This window comes from Alkalihalophilus pseudofirmus (assembly GCF_029094545.1).
Classification (GTDB): domain Bacteria; phylum Bacillota; class Bacilli; order Bacillales; family Bacillaceae_D; genus Alkalihalophilus; species Alkalihalophilus pseudofirmus.
The window spans coordinates 1,731,007-1,743,423 of sequence record NZ_CP117835.1; the positions used below are offsets into that span (position 1 = coordinate 1,731,007).

A 12,417-nucleotide genomic window follows, 5' to 3' on the forward strand; every position below is an offset into this window, starting at 1 on the left:
AATTATTTACAAAGGTGTGTGAGGATGTTACATTTAAAAAGTATACTATATTACATAACATCGAATAAAAGGAAAATTTTATCGGAAGTAGTACATGCATTATTCCTAGTGTTTATGGCGTTTTTAGCACTTGCAGTTTTATACTTTTCAATCGCATATTTTGAAAATCAGCGAATGATTGAAGAGAAGGATGCAATGATCAGTGAGTTGGAAAGTAGAACAGGCTATCAGGAAGAAAAACTGATTGAGATTGAGGAAGAAAATAAACTGCAGCTAGACACAATTAAGGAATTGAAACATGAGAATGACGAATTAAGACAAGGTAATGAGAATCTTAGTTTGCAGCTAGAACAGTGGGAGCAGAAACATAAGAATCAAGTAAACATTAATAAAGAAAAAGATTCTGAGATTAGCAGGTTGAAGAATCGGATTGAGGAGTTAGATAAGAAAGTAAATTTTAAGCAAGCTAGTAAAGGAGGTGGTGCTTCAAAGGAGAGCACTCAAAACAATAGTTCTGACACAAGCAGTAATGGTGGAGGGTGGCAAAGTTTTCAAATGACCCACTACACCGCTCGGTGCAAAGGTTGCATTGGGATTACAGCCACAGGTCACAATGTTAAAAACACTATCTATCAAAATGGTATGCGAGTTATCGCAGTTGATCCTAATCGCATACCATTAGGCTCTACCGTTGAAGTGAAAAGAAGTGATGGAACAATCTTTAAAGCATACGCAAGCGATACGGGAGGTAGGATAAAAGGTAATATTGTAGACTTGCTTGTCGCAGATAAATCTTCAGCTCGCAGCAAAGGTAGACAACAGGTTCAAATTCGAATAATTAACTAGGAGTGATTCGATGAAACTATTTAAATACAGTCTTTATACAAAGGTAAAAGCAAATAAAAATGCATCATATACATATCCAGATTATAGTGAAATGCATGGTCATGTTATCGAACAGTTAGATGGTAGCATGTATGATTACGATGTTAAATTGTCAGATGGTGGCACAGCGAAGTTTAAAGAAGAGGAGTTAGATCTTATTGAAGATGCTGTCTATGAAGGGTTTACGTATACATATAACGATGAAAAAGGCACAGCAATCAATGTTGATTATATGAATCGTAAAGTTGAGTTAATGTTTGGCGATGGCAGCTATAAGACAGTTGACTTTGAAGATGTTGAACCGTTTCATCTTGGAGTAGGAGAAACTAATATTAACATTAAAAATACAGGGAAATTTGAGGAGATTGGTCAGTCAATTGGAGCGTTAGTTGATTCCAAGCAAGAGGCATATGGCGATTCGTTTAGTAAGGCATTTGATCTAATCAAAGTGTTCTTGCGTGACTATAAGAATGAAGATGACACATATACAATTCCAGAGGCATTATTGCAGCACATTCTAATTCAAGTCCGTATTATTGATAAGCAGAATAGAATCTTTAGTAACCCAAATGGTGACTTGTTATCTGAAAGCACATATAACGATATTGCAGGATATAGTTTGCTGGCAGATGGTATGACGAAACGATGATTACCTTTCTCAAAGACCGAAATCTAACAGAAGGACAAATAGTTAGAGTATACCGCAACTTACATAAGAGCGCTTTCAGTATTAAAGATAAGAAAAGTGGGCTAGTCGTTGCTCATGCGGATAAGGTTTTATTACATAATGCAAAATATATTGTTAGCGAAAAAGGCAGGCAGCGAGTGATTTCAGAAAGAACAAAAAACGTTCATGCGGTTGTCGAAGGGGCGTTTGTAGGATTAGAAAAGCCTAGTTGTGATTTATTACTAGGCTACTACGATCCTTATCAATACGATTCATTTATTGATAAGGAAACTGGATCTAAGTTGTCCGAGTCTGAGTTAGCATGGTTTGAGAATGAAAAAGTATATTATGCCTAAAACAAACTCTCTCATTCTCCCGTATGCTCTATAATACTCTTGTTTTCAAACGTGAATTTCTAATAAAATGAAGTTTTTAATGAAAGTTGGAATTACACTGAAATTATTTATGGTTCGCTACTTAGATGATTGTGATGATGGCAGCTATTTAACTACTGGTAAAAGTGAAAAAGAAGTAGCAATGAGAGAAACAGCTAAACTTGAAGAAGAATGTGCTTGTTTTATGTATTGTACTATCTTTGAGATTTCCGAAGTGGATGGATATGAGGTTCAACTACTCGAAAACAATTAAATAAATTTTTAGATTTTAATTAAATCAGGAGGTTTTGATATGAATCTGGATTCGGTAGATTTAAAGCAATTAGATAATGTTTCAATCATGTTATGGAATGAAATGAATAAGGAAATCCGAAGAAACGGATATAGTGACTTAACACTAAATCTAGAAGATGCAAGCAGAACAATCAATACTATTATTAAAGGGGAGATTAATATGAATTACTATGAATTTAATACACCATACTATGCTCTAATTAAGGCACTAACAATCGGAGAAGCAGTAGATAAATACATTGAGAGTGTTGCTGGAAGTGAAGAAGAGTATGATGAGTTATTAGAAGAATGTAAACTTGTTAAAGACTATATAGCGATTACTAAGTTTGCTAGATCAAAAGGAGAGAACGGAGAGCTGATGGAGCAGAGTGAAATTTTTGAAGTTTTAGGAAGTGAAGATGTTGAGTTGCTTCTTGTGGATGGTTCTTTACTATAATTATTAATTAAAATGGGAGGGCAATATGAATAAATTAATAACAATTATATTTGTATTAATTATTGCAACAACTATAGGGTTTAGCATAGCAGGATACTTTAATACCACTACATACACCATTACAGTTACTGAAAAAGAGGTTAAGAAATCTGGTAATAGTCACAAGTATTTAGTTTTTGCAGAGATAGATAGTGGTGAGACTAAAGTTTTCGAGAATGTAGACTCCTTATTTAGATTCAAGTTTGACTCATCAGACATTCAAGGATCACTTAGAGAAGGAGATAGTTTCACAATCCATACACAAGGATTTAGAATTCCTATCTTATCAATGTATGAAAACATCTATAAAGTTGAGGCAGCCAAATGATCAGCTTAATAAAGAGATTTATTTGCAAACGCAGAGGACACACATGGGAGATGTACACTGTGAGCACTGGTTATTGGGGTAATGATATTGAACAAGCAGGATATTGTACTAGATGTAAACTAGACACACATGGAGAATATATAAAATAAAATAAATTGAAAAAGAGGTTTTTGGATGACTAGAAAAATATTTGGTTTTTTAATCGCAATTGGAATTTTGATTAGTGTAGTTGTTGTAGCAATCTCGTTAGTAGTATCAGTTCAGAATAAAGCTATCAATCTTGAAGAACAGATTTTTGAAAGCAGCTCAGCAATTGAGATTCAAGAAAAGCGCAGGGTTGATTTAGTCCATAACTTAGTGGATACAGTTCAGTCTTATGACAATCACGAACGTGGCACTATGACAGAATTAACTGAAGCTAGAGCACAAGCTAATAGTGGAAACATTGAAGAGGCACGACTATCAATTCAAGCTATTACTGAGGCATATCCAGACCTGAAATCAGTAGAGAATTATCAAACTCTTATGACTGAGCTATCAGCAACAGAGAACTTAATTGCAGAACATCGTAAAACTTACAATATTCAGGTTAGAGCATACAACAAGCATGTAAGACAATTTCCTAACCGAGCTATCCTAGACTTTATGGGCTATGAGCAAATTGACAGTGACTATCTAGAATATGATGCACCTTCAGATGCTCCTACAGACCTGTTTAATCAAGGGGAAGATGATGAATAACATTGAAGTCACAAAACGTGAAGCACTGGTGAGCATAATCATTGTTTTGGTTATGGTGTCTCTAGGATTCTTCATCGGTAACTCTTTACATAATAGCGTTTCGGAAAATAATCAAAAGTATTTCAATGCCCTAAAAGTAGACAATGATCCTGATTTATTTAATCATGCACTTGATACTAACATTGGAGATATGGTTTCTTATGGCAGCTTTCATGCCATTGAGCCTGTTTCTGATGACATGATTGAGGGTGAATACTTTGCGATACGTAAAATAGAAGAGCATTACGTTATGAAAACAAGAATAGTAACCTATACGGATTCAAATGGAAACACAAAATCAAAGACAGAGACCTATTGGGAATGGGACGAAGTAAACAGGGAGCATTTTAACACAGAGTCCTTCGGTTATCTTAATAGGGAATTTCCTTATGAGACTATGACATTCAGACATTACGATTATAAAGAAACTGTTAAAGATAACTTCTTCTCTAGTGTGAGATTCAAGTTCTACGTTATAGAAGATGTGTTTGAGGCAACTCTTTACTCTCTAGCAGCAGACAAAACAATTAAACAAAACAGTCTATATCCGAGCAATACAATTGAAACTTTTATTGATCAGAAAGAAAGAAGTGCAGATGCAATTGAAATAGTCTTTTGGGTATTCTGGTCATTGTTAATCATAGGCGCTGTTATTGGATTCGTAGCACTTGATAATAGGTTTCTTAATAATAAATAGGAGATGGATACATGCAAATTTTAGGTAGTAATTTAACAGAAGCTCTTTATGAGTTAGGAGCTACAGGAACATTGCAAGCATTAACTAAAGTCTCTGATGGGCAATATTTCGAAGTGTGGGAGATCTCAGAACCGGAATTAGTTAAATTAGAAAAAATTCCTGCCTCTGAATGGAAGTCGTCATATGGCTGGTGGCGATATGGACATTGCATTTATGAAGGAAGTGCAGATTTTGAATACACAGTTAACGGTAAAGTAATGAAAGGTTATGAACCTCAAAACAACTTCATACAATCAGAATTTGATAGCTATCTAGACTGGTTGGAAAATGTAATGAACCTGTCCACTGAAACGAATATTGCTATAGTAGCAATAAGTTTAGCACAAGACAATGGGATGACCTTAGCTGAGTTTATGAATACATATCAAGGATAATAAAAAAGCATACCGTATATAGATGTTATCTAATTATCGAATCAATATATGGTATGTAAAACTAAATAAAATTCAGGTTTCAATGAATGCTAAATGAAAAGAGGTTAAATTATGGGTATTGATTACTATTCTTGTGAAGTTTGCGGTGATTCCTTCCCTGACGTAATTGACTATGGATACTGTAGTAATTGTGAAGAGGTATTATGTGGAGACTGTCGTGATGCAATGGGACAGAAGTACGGTGTGCTAGGTGAGGATCATGAAAAAGCAGATGATTTCGGAGAAGAAGCACCTGAACATTGTGACTCATGTTACAAGCCAGAAAGGATTAAGTATCATACAGTTGTGGTTAGTGGAACTTATCGACACTATAAAAACAAAAAGAAATACAAAGTTATTGAGACAGCTACGCACACAGAATCAGAAGAGTATCTTGTGATCTATTATTGCTTAGATGATTTGTATGGAGAGCATAAAATGTTTGCTAGACCGAAAGAGATGTTTGAAGAGGGATTAACTATTGAGAATCAAACAGTGCCAAGATTTGAGCTATTATCACCCAAACTTAAGAGTGACTAAGCTCAATAAAGCAGCAATTTTAAAGTAAATAAAAATTAAGGTGGTTAATTAACTTGATGATATTTTTGACTGTAATTTTGCTAACGGTTGCTATTTATAACGTAGTCACTGGCAAACTATTTAAGTCATTCATTGTCCAAGCAGGTGAGTACCAAATTAAAGAGTTTAGAAAAGAAGAAATTAAAGATGAAGAAACTATTAAACTGGTTATTAAATTAGTCTTTGTTTTGCTAGCAACTTTGTCGCTTTTAACACTCACAATCGTCTACTTATGTTTTGCATTAAGTTATGACCCTTTTGTATATCCATCGCTTGCGATGCTCTCACTATACATTCTAAATATTATTGTGTCGCTAATTAGAAGTAAGAAATTAAAAGGTGCTCCTAAAAGTGAGGATGATGTTCGGAAACTTCAAAGCAAAATCTACAGAAAGAGAACTTTTAAATCAACAGTAATTGGTGTTGTAGGCTTAGCTTATTACTTATACATGTTTGCAGCATTAGTATTCCTAGTATAAAGACAAATAAAAATTGGAGGTTGATATATTGGCTATCCCGTATGACTTAAAACTAATTAAACCAAAAGTAAAAGGCGAGTCAGATAAGTATAGTTGGAATTTATATAAATACCTACATAAAATCACATCGACCAGACATGAAGGAAAGTATATTAAGAATCAACTAGAGGTTCATTGGCTCCGACATTCTAGGTTTGATGGAGAACATATAGAGTTCGATCAGCATGACTTAAGACATTTTATGGTGGGTCAAGTAATCATTTTTCCATTCGGTCTGGGGAAAAGTCACTTAAATTTTATGAATTCAGTGCTAAGCAAAGGCAGATGTGAGAACTTTGCAAATGTATGGAACAAAGAAAGCTTTACAGACATAACAGACTGGTTCTTTGAAACTTATTTAAAAGATGGTAGATGTATCTTTGATAGAGAGCATAACATGTGGATGACAAATACTGATGACCGATACTATCAGATTAATAGCAACAATCGTAAGTGTAAATGGTGTGGAGAACATCAGCATAGAGAGATCGAGAAGAGAGTAGAAATCAATCGCATAGAAAACTGGGTTTCAGCTTAAAACACAGATTTTAAAAGAAAGAAGGTATCGAATGACACCTGAAGATAAGTTAAAATTAATCAGTTCAATGAGTAAAGCTACTGTTGAGAAAAGCAGCTATTCAAATCAATATTATGTCTCAACTGTTGCACAGATTAAAAAAGATAAAACCCTTTGGAATGTAACTAAACATAAAGATACACCAGAAGAAGCGATTAACTGTATGTTTGATGAAATGAAGAAAGCAGATCGAATTGTAGTAGGAGCAGTGGCTTTACATAGAAAAGAGTTTTATTACTGTGGTAGTAGAAAGAGATTTATTGAGTATTAAAAAAGAGAGTGCTAAAATCTAGCACTCCTCAGATTTTTGAGAGTCAATGTGGCAATCAGTATTGACCGTAGACTCAATAATCTCCCCTGTAAACAATTCCATTTTAAACGAAACATTTTTAATGTTGTCTGTATATAGTTTCTCAAGTCCAATTGCAGTCAAGTCAGCCAAAGTTAATTCAATCACGTTCATTTAACAACACCTCTTAGATTTAGTAGTGGAAACTTATTCTTTTCTTGTATATAATAATACATGCAGAAAGGTTGTTTTGTAAACTACTAAAAGGTTATTAAAAATACCCCTTAGAGGGGAAGAGGTGTTTATATGAACAAAATGGCTAAGAGGTTGAAGTGGCTTAGAGGTAAGCATAAGCTTGCTCAAAAGGAAGTGGCAGCGGAACTAGACATTTCAATGGGAGGATATCAGAAAATAGAATATGGGGAAAGACTCCCAAGTGTTGAAGTGCTGGCGAGCTTAGCTGAACTGTTTGATGTGAGTATTGATTTTCTAGTAGGGAATATAAATCAAACGAATCAAATGCTAAACCTAAAAGAAGAAATCATTCGAATGTCTGGAGCAAAAGATGTTGATTTAGTACTTTCTATGATACACGATTTGCCAGAAGAGGAAGAGAACGAAGCGTGGAAGCACTTAAATGAAATGCAAAATGAATTTTATGGTTTCATAGAGTCGGTTGAATACAAGTTAAAAGAAGATATGGAGAGTTATTTTGATCTATTGCTCGATATGCCCGATGCCAATATTAAGGAAGATAGTATAGTAATTCTAGCTCATCCATTCGATTTCTATATTCAGAATTCATTAGTTGGCGATAAATATATTATTATGCTAAACAACAGACTAGTTCATGGAGTTGAAGTATTTAGAACTGATGATTTAGGCGGTGCTGAAGAAGTCCGACATGAATTAGAAGGTATGTTCAGAATTGTACCTAGAAGCTACAGCGAACTTATTAACAGTAAACTTAGAGGGAGATAATCCCTCTACATAAAGAAGTTAATTAAAATAAAGGGTTGATTTTATAGGAGGTTAAAAATGAAGATTGAGGATGACTTAGAAGCGTTCGGCATTGCAGCCATGTCTCTTGATGGAGAATATAGAAGTGCAGAAGCTATTCTAAAAGATTTAGAAGCGTTAAGTTTGAGCAGCACATTTTTTGATTTTGACCTGCTAATTATGTATCACCATTTAGTGGATTTCTTTAGGGAGGCAGTTAAACAGGAAAAAACAGGGAGCGTATCTCCCTGTTAAGTTACTGCATAATCTAAAGAATACAAAATGCTTTCTGCATGTTCTTTTAATACAGTGAAGAATGTTTCATTGTTTTCAGTAACGATTACTTGCTCTAAGCTTAAGAACTCAGCAGCTTCTTCTTTAGAATTAAATCTAATACCTAGAATATTACTTATATTCACAATTTTCACCTCCTTTTTGACGTCCGAATTATAACAGATTTAGTAAAGAATGTGAATAACATTTATGTAAAATATTAGTATAGGAGGTATAGTATGAAATCAGATCCAATTACCAAGCACCGTACAGATTTAATCACATACCATATCCAAACCAATGAATCTATGCATCTATCAGAGAAGTCTTTACATGACATACATAGTAACGTTAATGAAGCAGTTCAATTCTGGAGAAAGAGGGCAGACAAATACTTTGAAGATAATCATGCTTTGCGGTGGAATGAGTTGAAATTGTGGATTAAAAGAAATAAAAATGATGGTAATTATACATATGAAGAGTTAGCTGATGTTATTGCAAGATTGGATAGAAAGGAGAGTGTGAGATGATTGTTGCCTGCAAATACAGTGAAGGTGTTGATAAGTTTTTAATTAGCAATGTAAGCTCTTTAGATGAGCTTGATACATACATAAAAGAAAACACTCCAGTAAAGTGCATGCAATTAGGACGTGTGACCGCAAAAGCGCTTTATTATGAAGAAGAAATGAAAGAAAAACTAGTTTACTTTAATAATTATTTAAGTATTTCTGAATGCAAGGGTTATATTTTAAGCTATCGAAATGCTGATAATCTATATGATTTGCAATGTGGAAAGTGTAGATACAGGGATTATTTTACAACGGGGTGCAAATACAATCCTGACAAGAATATGCTTTGCAAGACATATGAACAAAAGCCTGAGCCTTTTTCAATTAAAGAGTGGATTAAGAATAAAATTAAAATAAAATAGAACATTTATTAGAGGAGGGGTTTAGTGTTATTAAATAAAATATACAATATGGATTGCTTAGAGGGTATGGCTATGCTTCCTAATAAGTCAGTTGATATGATATTATGTGATTTGCCATATGGTGTTACAAACCAAAATAAATGGGATCAAATCATTCCTTTTGATAAGCTTTGGGAGCAGTACAATAGACTAATTAAAGACAATGGAGCGATAGTTTTAACAGCAGTAAAACCATTTTCATCTATGTTAATTATGAGCAATCCTAAGATGTATCGCTATGATATAGTATGGAGCAAAAACAAAAGCACAGGCTTCTTAAATGCCAAGAAAATGCCACTTAGAGCACATGAGGAAATATTAGTTTTCTATAAAAAACTACCTACATATAATCCACAAAAAACAACAGGTCATAAACCTGCAAACTCTTATACCAAACATACGAGCGATGGAACAAACTACGGAAAAACTAAGCATGGTATATCAGGTGGAGGACAAACGGACAGATACCCTACATCTGTGTGGGACATTAAAGTAATGAATAATGATGATCCTCACAAATTCCATCCCACCCAAAAACCAATTGAGCTATTTGAGAAGCTTATAAAAACATACAGCAATGAGGGTGAATTAATATTGGATAATTGTATGGGAGCTGGAACTACAGCTGCAGCATGTATCAAAACCAATAGAAAATATATTGGATTTGAAATCGAAAAAGAGTATTATAGCAAGTCACTAGAATATATAAAAACAGTTTATTAATAAAACCCAACTTTTATGAAGAAAAAGGAGGAATTATATAATGGAATATTTTAGCGATGAAGCCTATAAATTATGCGTTTGGAGCTACGAGAAATTAAGTTCAGATCGACCAAGAGCAATTAGAATAAAAAGGGCAGCATATGCAGTTGAAGAAAGATATAGAGAAGGCAATAAAGATATAATTCAAAAAATTTGCCAAAGACAAAGATTGGGTGGGAGTCACACATATCCTAAGAAAGAATCATGGGCTAAACAAGAGGCTATGAGAGAAGAGAATGCAAATGAATCCACAGCTTGTACGATTTAAGCAAGTATGGACAGAGAAGCGGTTCACCCTGTGTGAATGCCTCAATATGTCTTACTCTCTCATCTGTTGCTTCTATTATCAATTGAGGGCACATAAAACTAACCATCAACTGTTTGTGCAAGGATATGACCGCATGTATCTGTCTCATTGGATGTATCATAAGCGAATATACTATAGAGGTGATCAACATAGCTAAGAAGAAAGTAATAGAGGAGAAGCCTGTGCGACCTGAGATTGAGGAAGGCAGTATGGCATGGATTATCTTGAATTACACTCCTAATCTATCTGACCTAGACTGGTATGAATATCAAGAAACCAAGACTAAAGATGAATTACGTGACTTGTATAATACTGCAGTGAAGCTATATAGAGCAGAACAAAAAGAAATATTAAAATAAATTAAAATAAATTATTGACTCCACTTTAAACCTAGTGTACTATTAAGATACAACCAAGAGGGAGGCAATCGCTTCTCTCTTGCAAACTAACATTAGGAGCTGATGAAATGAAGATTAATAGCATAGTTAGAGACGCTTATAAGAAAATGTGTAAAGCATCTTGTGCCAAAGTTAAGGACAACCAGACGAAAATTGATTATAAGATTCAACGTTGTGTAGATTTAGGTAAAACAATACATACATACGACAATGGACATAAGATCGTAAGATATCATAAAATGAATTTTCTTGTTGGTGACTATGAGATTATGATGGCTTGGTTTGACTTTACAGCACCAGAATATAAAGTGTCAGAACAAGATAAAAAAGAGTATGACATTGTACGAGGTGTTCAATCTACTGAGCTAACAACTCAAGAAAAAATTGATTTAACTGTTCAACAAATAAAGAAATTGTCTAGTAAGCGTGATCGAATGGACACAGAAATAGAAAAAAGATATAACTTGTTGGATAAGCTAAAAGAAGAAAGTAATACAGCATTAGGTTTTGCAGCAACCGTTTAAACAATAAATAAAAATTAATTAAAGTTAGGTAAGGTGTAATGTATGTTCAACAAAGAATTAACAAAACTTCAAAGAAAAGAAATGGAGCTATACGCATACTCAAACTATGTGAAAGATAAGGTTAGAGAGTGGGCATTTGAAATATTACCACATGATCATCGTCTGATGGGTATTGATATCCATAACTCTAGAATCTTAATCAGTGTAAGAAAGAAATGGTATGGCTTACCTTATACGAAAATGTACTACATAGAAGAATTTAAAAAAGAATTTGGTGAAAGAGGAAATGAAAATGAGTAAAACAAGAAGAAAGTTAAATGAAGTGAAAGAGCTGGTTATGAGTGTGCTTGCTGAAGATGAGAAAGCCAGATCAAATGATACATACTTATACTTAAAGTGCTTAGAGAAGAAAAATGTAGAGACATTAGAAGGCGCATACAACGCAGATTTATCAATCGTTTCAGTACATAAAATCCGACAAAAGATTCAAAACAAAGAAGGCTTATTCTTACCAAGTGATAAAGTAATTGAGGCTCGTGAGGAATTAAATAAAGAAGTTAAAAATTATATGGTAGGTGCATAGGAGGAAGTTTGCATGAAAATGTACGTAAGTGAGAAGACACAAAAGAATATTGAAGGTGAAGAACTACAGGTTGTCAGAGTTGATTATAGCAAGATGAGAGATTGTGACTACGTTGTTTTTGTGAAGAAGTAAAGATTCCTAGAAGAGGGATAATGTTCATTAAGAAAGGGTGAAAAAATGAATAGAGAGAAAGCAAGGGAACAATTTCAAAGATGTGACTTAGATTATTCAATGATCACTTTAGAGGATATTGATAAATTAGTTGAGATAGTAAGTGAAGAATTGCAGACATACCTTGAATATAGTGGAGAACATGCAAAAAATATGAATATGAAAGTAAGTAAATTGAGAAAGAAAGATGTAAAGGTATTAAAAGATGGTCTACATTATGCACGAATCCAAGTAGACGGTAGTTATTTCAAAAGGCGAGAAGCTATCACTTTTAGTTCAACTGGTTTTATCGGTTTTGGTGGAGAGTTAGACGATAAAAATGTTGCACCTATATTAAAAGCTTTTTGTAAATGGTGTGAGTACGTTTCAGAAAAATCTAATGTTGCATAACACGAACATTACAGTTCAGTATTAGACTTTCTAATGTTGTAAAAGTTACATTTTAAACAAAGTCTAGATTTATTATGCCTAGC

Annotated in this window: 26 protein-coding genes; 24 read left to right on the forward strand and 2 right to left on the reverse strand. The window is 33.8% G+C overall.

Going from position 1 to position 12,417, the window contains the following annotated elements:
- Positions 1–24 precede the first annotated feature (24 nt).
- The 13 genes from PQ478_RS09165 (at position 25) to PQ478_RS09225 (ending at position 6,939) form a co-directional block, all read left to right on the forward strand.
- Positions 25–846 (forward strand): 3D domain-containing protein, encoded by an 822-nt coding sequence (locus tag PQ478_RS09165; RefSeq protein WP_289236601.1) that lies wholly within the window; start codon positions 25–27, stop codon positions 844–846.
- Between the two features lie 10 nt (positions 847–856).
- Entirely contained in the window at positions 857–1,534 is a 678-nt protein-coding gene (locus PQ478_RS09170) for a YorP family protein (RefSeq protein ID WP_289236602.1), read from the forward strand.
- Entirely contained in the window at positions 1,531–1,908 is a 378-nt protein-coding gene (locus PQ478_RS09175) for a hypothetical protein (RefSeq protein WP_289236603.1), read from the forward strand. Before PQ478_RS09170 ends, PQ478_RS09175 begins: the two co-directional genes overlap by 4 nt.
- A 79-nt stretch (positions 1,909–1,987) precedes the next feature.
- The gene (locus tag PQ478_RS09180; protein ID WP_289236604.1) at positions 1,988–2,200 is read left to right on the forward strand and encodes a hypothetical protein; all 213 of its coding nucleotides are present in this window, start codon (positions 1,988–1,990) and stop codon (positions 2,198–2,200) included.
- A gap of 39 nt (positions 2,201–2,239) precedes the next feature.
- Positions 2,240–2,677: a YosH family protein gene (locus PQ478_RS09185; RefSeq protein ID WP_289236605.1), complete on the forward strand. Its 438-nt coding sequence runs from the start codon at positions 2,240–2,242 to the stop codon at positions 2,675–2,677.
- A 25-nt stretch (positions 2,678–2,702) separates the two neighbouring features.
- Positions 2,703–3,044, forward strand: coding sequence for a hypothetical protein (locus PQ478_RS09190; RefSeq protein ID WP_289236606.1), 342 nt, complete (start codon positions 2,703–2,705; stop codon positions 3,042–3,044).
- A 174-nt stretch (positions 3,045–3,218) separates the two neighbouring features.
- Complete coding sequence (locus PQ478_RS09195) at positions 3,219–3,785, forward strand: LemA family protein (RefSeq protein ID WP_289236607.1); 567 nt, start codon at positions 3,219–3,221, stop codon at positions 3,783–3,785.
- A complete protein-coding gene (locus tag PQ478_RS09200; RefSeq protein WP_289236608.1) occupies positions 3,775–4,521 on the forward strand; it encodes a hypothetical protein in 747 nt (248 codons plus the stop codon). The genes PQ478_RS09195 and PQ478_RS09200 overlap by 11 nt, the downstream gene beginning before the upstream one ends.
- An 11-nt stretch (positions 4,522–4,532) precedes the next feature.
- Positions 4,533–4,955 carry a hypothetical protein gene (locus tag PQ478_RS09205; RefSeq protein ID WP_289236609.1) on the forward strand — a complete coding sequence of 141 codons (423 nt, stop codon included), beginning with the start codon at positions 4,533–4,535 and terminating at the stop codon, positions 4,953–4,955.
- A 111-nt stretch (positions 4,956–5,066) separates the two neighbouring features.
- Positions 5,067–5,534 carry a DUF1653 domain-containing protein gene (locus PQ478_RS09210; protein WP_289236610.1) on the forward strand — a complete coding sequence of 156 codons (468 nt, stop codon included), beginning with the start codon at positions 5,067–5,069 and terminating at the stop codon, positions 5,532–5,534.
- 65 nt (positions 5,535–5,599) lie between these two features.
- Positions 5,600–6,052 (forward strand): hypothetical protein, encoded by a 453-nt coding sequence (locus PQ478_RS09215; protein WP_289236611.1) that lies wholly within the window; start codon positions 5,600–5,602, stop codon positions 6,050–6,052.
- Positions 6,053–6,080: 28 nt separating this feature from the next.
- Positions 6,081–6,629, forward strand: a complete 549-nt coding sequence (locus PQ478_RS09220) for a hypothetical protein (protein WP_289236612.1) — start codon at positions 6,081–6,083, stop codon at positions 6,627–6,629.
- A 31-nt stretch (positions 6,630–6,660) separates the two neighbouring features.
- Positions 6,661–6,939, forward strand: a complete 279-nt coding sequence (locus PQ478_RS09225; RefSeq protein WP_289236613.1) for a hypothetical protein — start codon at positions 6,661–6,663, stop codon at positions 6,937–6,939.
- Positions 6,940–6,957: 18 nt separating this feature from the next.
- On the opposite strand, the gene PQ478_RS09230 is transcribed toward PQ478_RS09225, so the two are convergent.
- On the reverse strand, positions 6,958–7,131 hold the full coding sequence (locus PQ478_RS09230; protein ID WP_289236614.1) for a hypothetical protein: 174 nt from the start codon (positions 7,129–7,131) through the stop codon (positions 6,958–6,960).
- Between the two features lie 132 nt (positions 7,132–7,263).
- Here PQ478_RS09230 and PQ478_RS09235 point away from each other — a divergent pair, with 132 nt between their 5' ends.
- On the forward strand, positions 7,264–7,938 hold the full coding sequence (locus tag PQ478_RS09235; protein ID WP_289236615.1) for a helix-turn-helix domain-containing protein: 675 nt from the start codon (positions 7,264–7,266) through the stop codon (positions 7,936–7,938).
- 57 nt (positions 7,939–7,995) lie between these two features.
- The gene (locus tag PQ478_RS09240; protein WP_289236616.1) at positions 7,996–8,211 is read left to right on the forward strand and encodes a hypothetical protein; all 216 of its coding nucleotides are present in this window, start codon (positions 7,996–7,998) and stop codon (positions 8,209–8,211) included.
- On the opposite strand, the gene PQ478_RS09245 is transcribed toward PQ478_RS09240, so the two are convergent.
- Positions 8,208–8,375 carry a hypothetical protein gene (locus PQ478_RS09245; protein WP_289236617.1) on the reverse strand — a complete coding sequence of 56 codons (168 nt, stop codon included), beginning with the start codon at positions 8,373–8,375 and terminating at the stop codon, positions 8,208–8,210. The genes PQ478_RS09240 and PQ478_RS09245 overlap by 4 nt on opposite strands.
- 93 nt (positions 8,376–8,468) lie before the next feature.
- Here PQ478_RS09245 and PQ478_RS09250 point away from each other — a divergent pair, with 93 nt between their 5' ends.
- The 9 genes from PQ478_RS09250 (at position 8,469) to PQ478_RS09290 (ending at position 12,334) form a co-directional block, all read left to right on the forward strand.
- Positions 8,469–8,759 (forward strand): hypothetical protein, encoded by a 291-nt coding sequence (locus PQ478_RS09250; RefSeq protein ID WP_289236618.1) that lies wholly within the window; start codon positions 8,469–8,471, stop codon positions 8,757–8,759.
- Positions 8,756–9,160 (forward strand): hypothetical protein, encoded by a 405-nt coding sequence (locus tag PQ478_RS09255; RefSeq protein ID WP_289236619.1) that lies wholly within the window; start codon positions 8,756–8,758, stop codon positions 9,158–9,160. Before PQ478_RS09250 ends, PQ478_RS09255 begins: the two co-directional genes overlap by 4 nt.
- A 24-nt stretch (positions 9,161–9,184) precedes the next feature.
- A complete protein-coding gene (locus tag PQ478_RS09260; protein ID WP_289236620.1) occupies positions 9,185–9,922 on the forward strand; it encodes a DNA-methyltransferase in 738 nt (245 codons plus the stop codon).
- Between the two features lie 40 nt (positions 9,923–9,962).
- Complete coding sequence (locus PQ478_RS09265) at positions 9,963–10,229, forward strand: hypothetical protein (RefSeq protein WP_289236621.1); 267 nt, start codon at positions 9,963–9,965, stop codon at positions 10,227–10,229.
- A gap of 221 nt (positions 10,230–10,450) precedes the next feature.
- A complete protein-coding gene (locus tag PQ478_RS09270; RefSeq protein WP_289236622.1) occupies positions 10,451–10,627 on the forward strand; it encodes a hypothetical protein in 177 nt (58 codons plus the stop codon).
- 107 nt (positions 10,628–10,734) lie between these two features.
- Complete coding sequence (locus PQ478_RS09275; RefSeq protein ID WP_289236623.1) at positions 10,735–11,190, forward strand: hypothetical protein; 456 nt, start codon at positions 10,735–10,737, stop codon at positions 11,188–11,190.
- Between the two features lie 42 nt (positions 11,191–11,232).
- On the forward strand, positions 11,233–11,490 hold the full coding sequence (locus tag PQ478_RS09280; RefSeq protein ID WP_289236624.1) for a hypothetical protein: 258 nt from the start codon (positions 11,233–11,235) through the stop codon (positions 11,488–11,490).
- Positions 11,483–11,773 carry a hypothetical protein gene (locus PQ478_RS09285; protein WP_289236625.1) on the forward strand — a complete coding sequence of 97 codons (291 nt, stop codon included), beginning with the start codon at positions 11,483–11,485 and terminating at the stop codon, positions 11,771–11,773. The genes PQ478_RS09280 and PQ478_RS09285 overlap by 8 nt, the downstream gene beginning before the upstream one ends.
- Positions 11,774–11,950: 177 nt before the next feature.
- Positions 11,951–12,334 carry a hypothetical protein gene (locus PQ478_RS09290; RefSeq protein WP_289236626.1) on the forward strand — a complete coding sequence of 128 codons (384 nt, stop codon included), beginning with the start codon at positions 11,951–11,953 and terminating at the stop codon, positions 12,332–12,334.
- Positions 12,335–12,417 lie beyond the last annotated feature (83 nt).

What these genes read in the sequence shown, in the direction of transcription:
- PQ478_RS09165 (WP_289236601.1), top strand. Translation starts at nt 25, where the DNA reads ATGTTACATTTAAAAAGTATACTATATTACATAACATCGAATAAAAGG.
- PQ478_RS09170 (WP_289236602.1), top strand. Translation starts at nt 857, where the DNA reads ATGAAACTATTTAAATACAGTCTTTATACAAAGGTAAAAGCAAATAAA.
- PQ478_RS09175 (WP_289236603.1), top strand. Translation starts at nt 1,531, where the DNA reads ATGATTACCTTTCTCAAAGACCGAAATCTAACAGAAGGACAAATAGTT.
- PQ478_RS09180 (WP_289236604.1), top strand. Translation starts at nt 1,988, where the DNA reads ATGAAAGTTGGAATTACACTGAAATTATTTATGGTTCGCTACTTAGAT.
- PQ478_RS09185 (WP_289236605.1), top strand. Translation starts at nt 2,240, where the DNA reads ATGAATCTGGATTCGGTAGATTTAAAGCAATTAGATAATGTTTCAATC.
- PQ478_RS09190 (WP_289236606.1), top strand. Translation starts at nt 2,703, where the DNA reads ATGAATAAATTAATAACAATTATATTTGTATTAATTATTGCAACAACT.
- PQ478_RS09195 (WP_289236607.1), top strand. Translation starts at nt 3,219, where the DNA reads ATGACTAGAAAAATATTTGGTTTTTTAATCGCAATTGGAATTTTGATT.
- PQ478_RS09200 (WP_289236608.1), top strand. Translation starts at nt 3,775, where the DNA reads ATGATGAATAACATTGAAGTCACAAAACGTGAAGCACTGGTGAGCATA.
- PQ478_RS09205 (WP_289236609.1), top strand. Translation starts at nt 4,533, where the DNA reads ATGCAAATTTTAGGTAGTAATTTAACAGAAGCTCTTTATGAGTTAGGA.
- PQ478_RS09210 (WP_289236610.1), top strand. Translation starts at nt 5,067, where the DNA reads ATGGGTATTGATTACTATTCTTGTGAAGTTTGCGGTGATTCCTTCCCT.
- PQ478_RS09225 (WP_289236613.1), top strand. Translation starts at nt 6,661, where the DNA reads ATGACACCTGAAGATAAGTTAAAATTAATCAGTTCAATGAGTAAAGCT.
- PQ478_RS09230 (WP_289236614.1), bottom strand. Translation starts at nt 7,131, where the DNA reads ATGAACGTGATTGAATTAACTTTGGCTGACTTGACTGCAATTGGACTT.
- PQ478_RS09235 (WP_289236615.1), top strand. Translation starts at nt 7,264, where the DNA reads ATGAACAAAATGGCTAAGAGGTTGAAGTGGCTTAGAGGTAAGCATAAG.
- PQ478_RS09240 (WP_289236616.1), top strand. Translation starts at nt 7,996, where the DNA reads ATGAAGATTGAGGATGACTTAGAAGCGTTCGGCATTGCAGCCATGTCT.
- PQ478_RS09250 (WP_289236618.1), top strand. Translation starts at nt 8,469, where the DNA reads ATGAAATCAGATCCAATTACCAAGCACCGTACAGATTTAATCACATAC.
- PQ478_RS09255 (WP_289236619.1), top strand. Translation starts at nt 8,756, where the DNA reads ATGATTGTTGCCTGCAAATACAGTGAAGGTGTTGATAAGTTTTTAATT.
- PQ478_RS09265 (WP_289236621.1), top strand. Translation starts at nt 9,963, where the DNA reads ATGGAATATTTTAGCGATGAAGCCTATAAATTATGCGTTTGGAGCTAC.
- PQ478_RS09275 (WP_289236623.1), top strand. Translation starts at nt 10,735, where the DNA reads ATGAAGATTAATAGCATAGTTAGAGACGCTTATAAGAAAATGTGTAAA.
- PQ478_RS09280 (WP_289236624.1), top strand. Translation starts at nt 11,233, where the DNA reads ATGTTCAACAAAGAATTAACAAAACTTCAAAGAAAAGAAATGGAGCTA.
- PQ478_RS09285 (WP_289236625.1), top strand. Translation starts at nt 11,483, where the DNA reads ATGAGTAAAACAAGAAGAAAGTTAAATGAAGTGAAAGAGCTGGTTATG.
- PQ478_RS09290 (WP_289236626.1), top strand. Translation starts at nt 11,951, where the DNA reads ATGAATAGAGAGAAAGCAAGGGAACAATTTCAAAGATGTGACTTAGAT.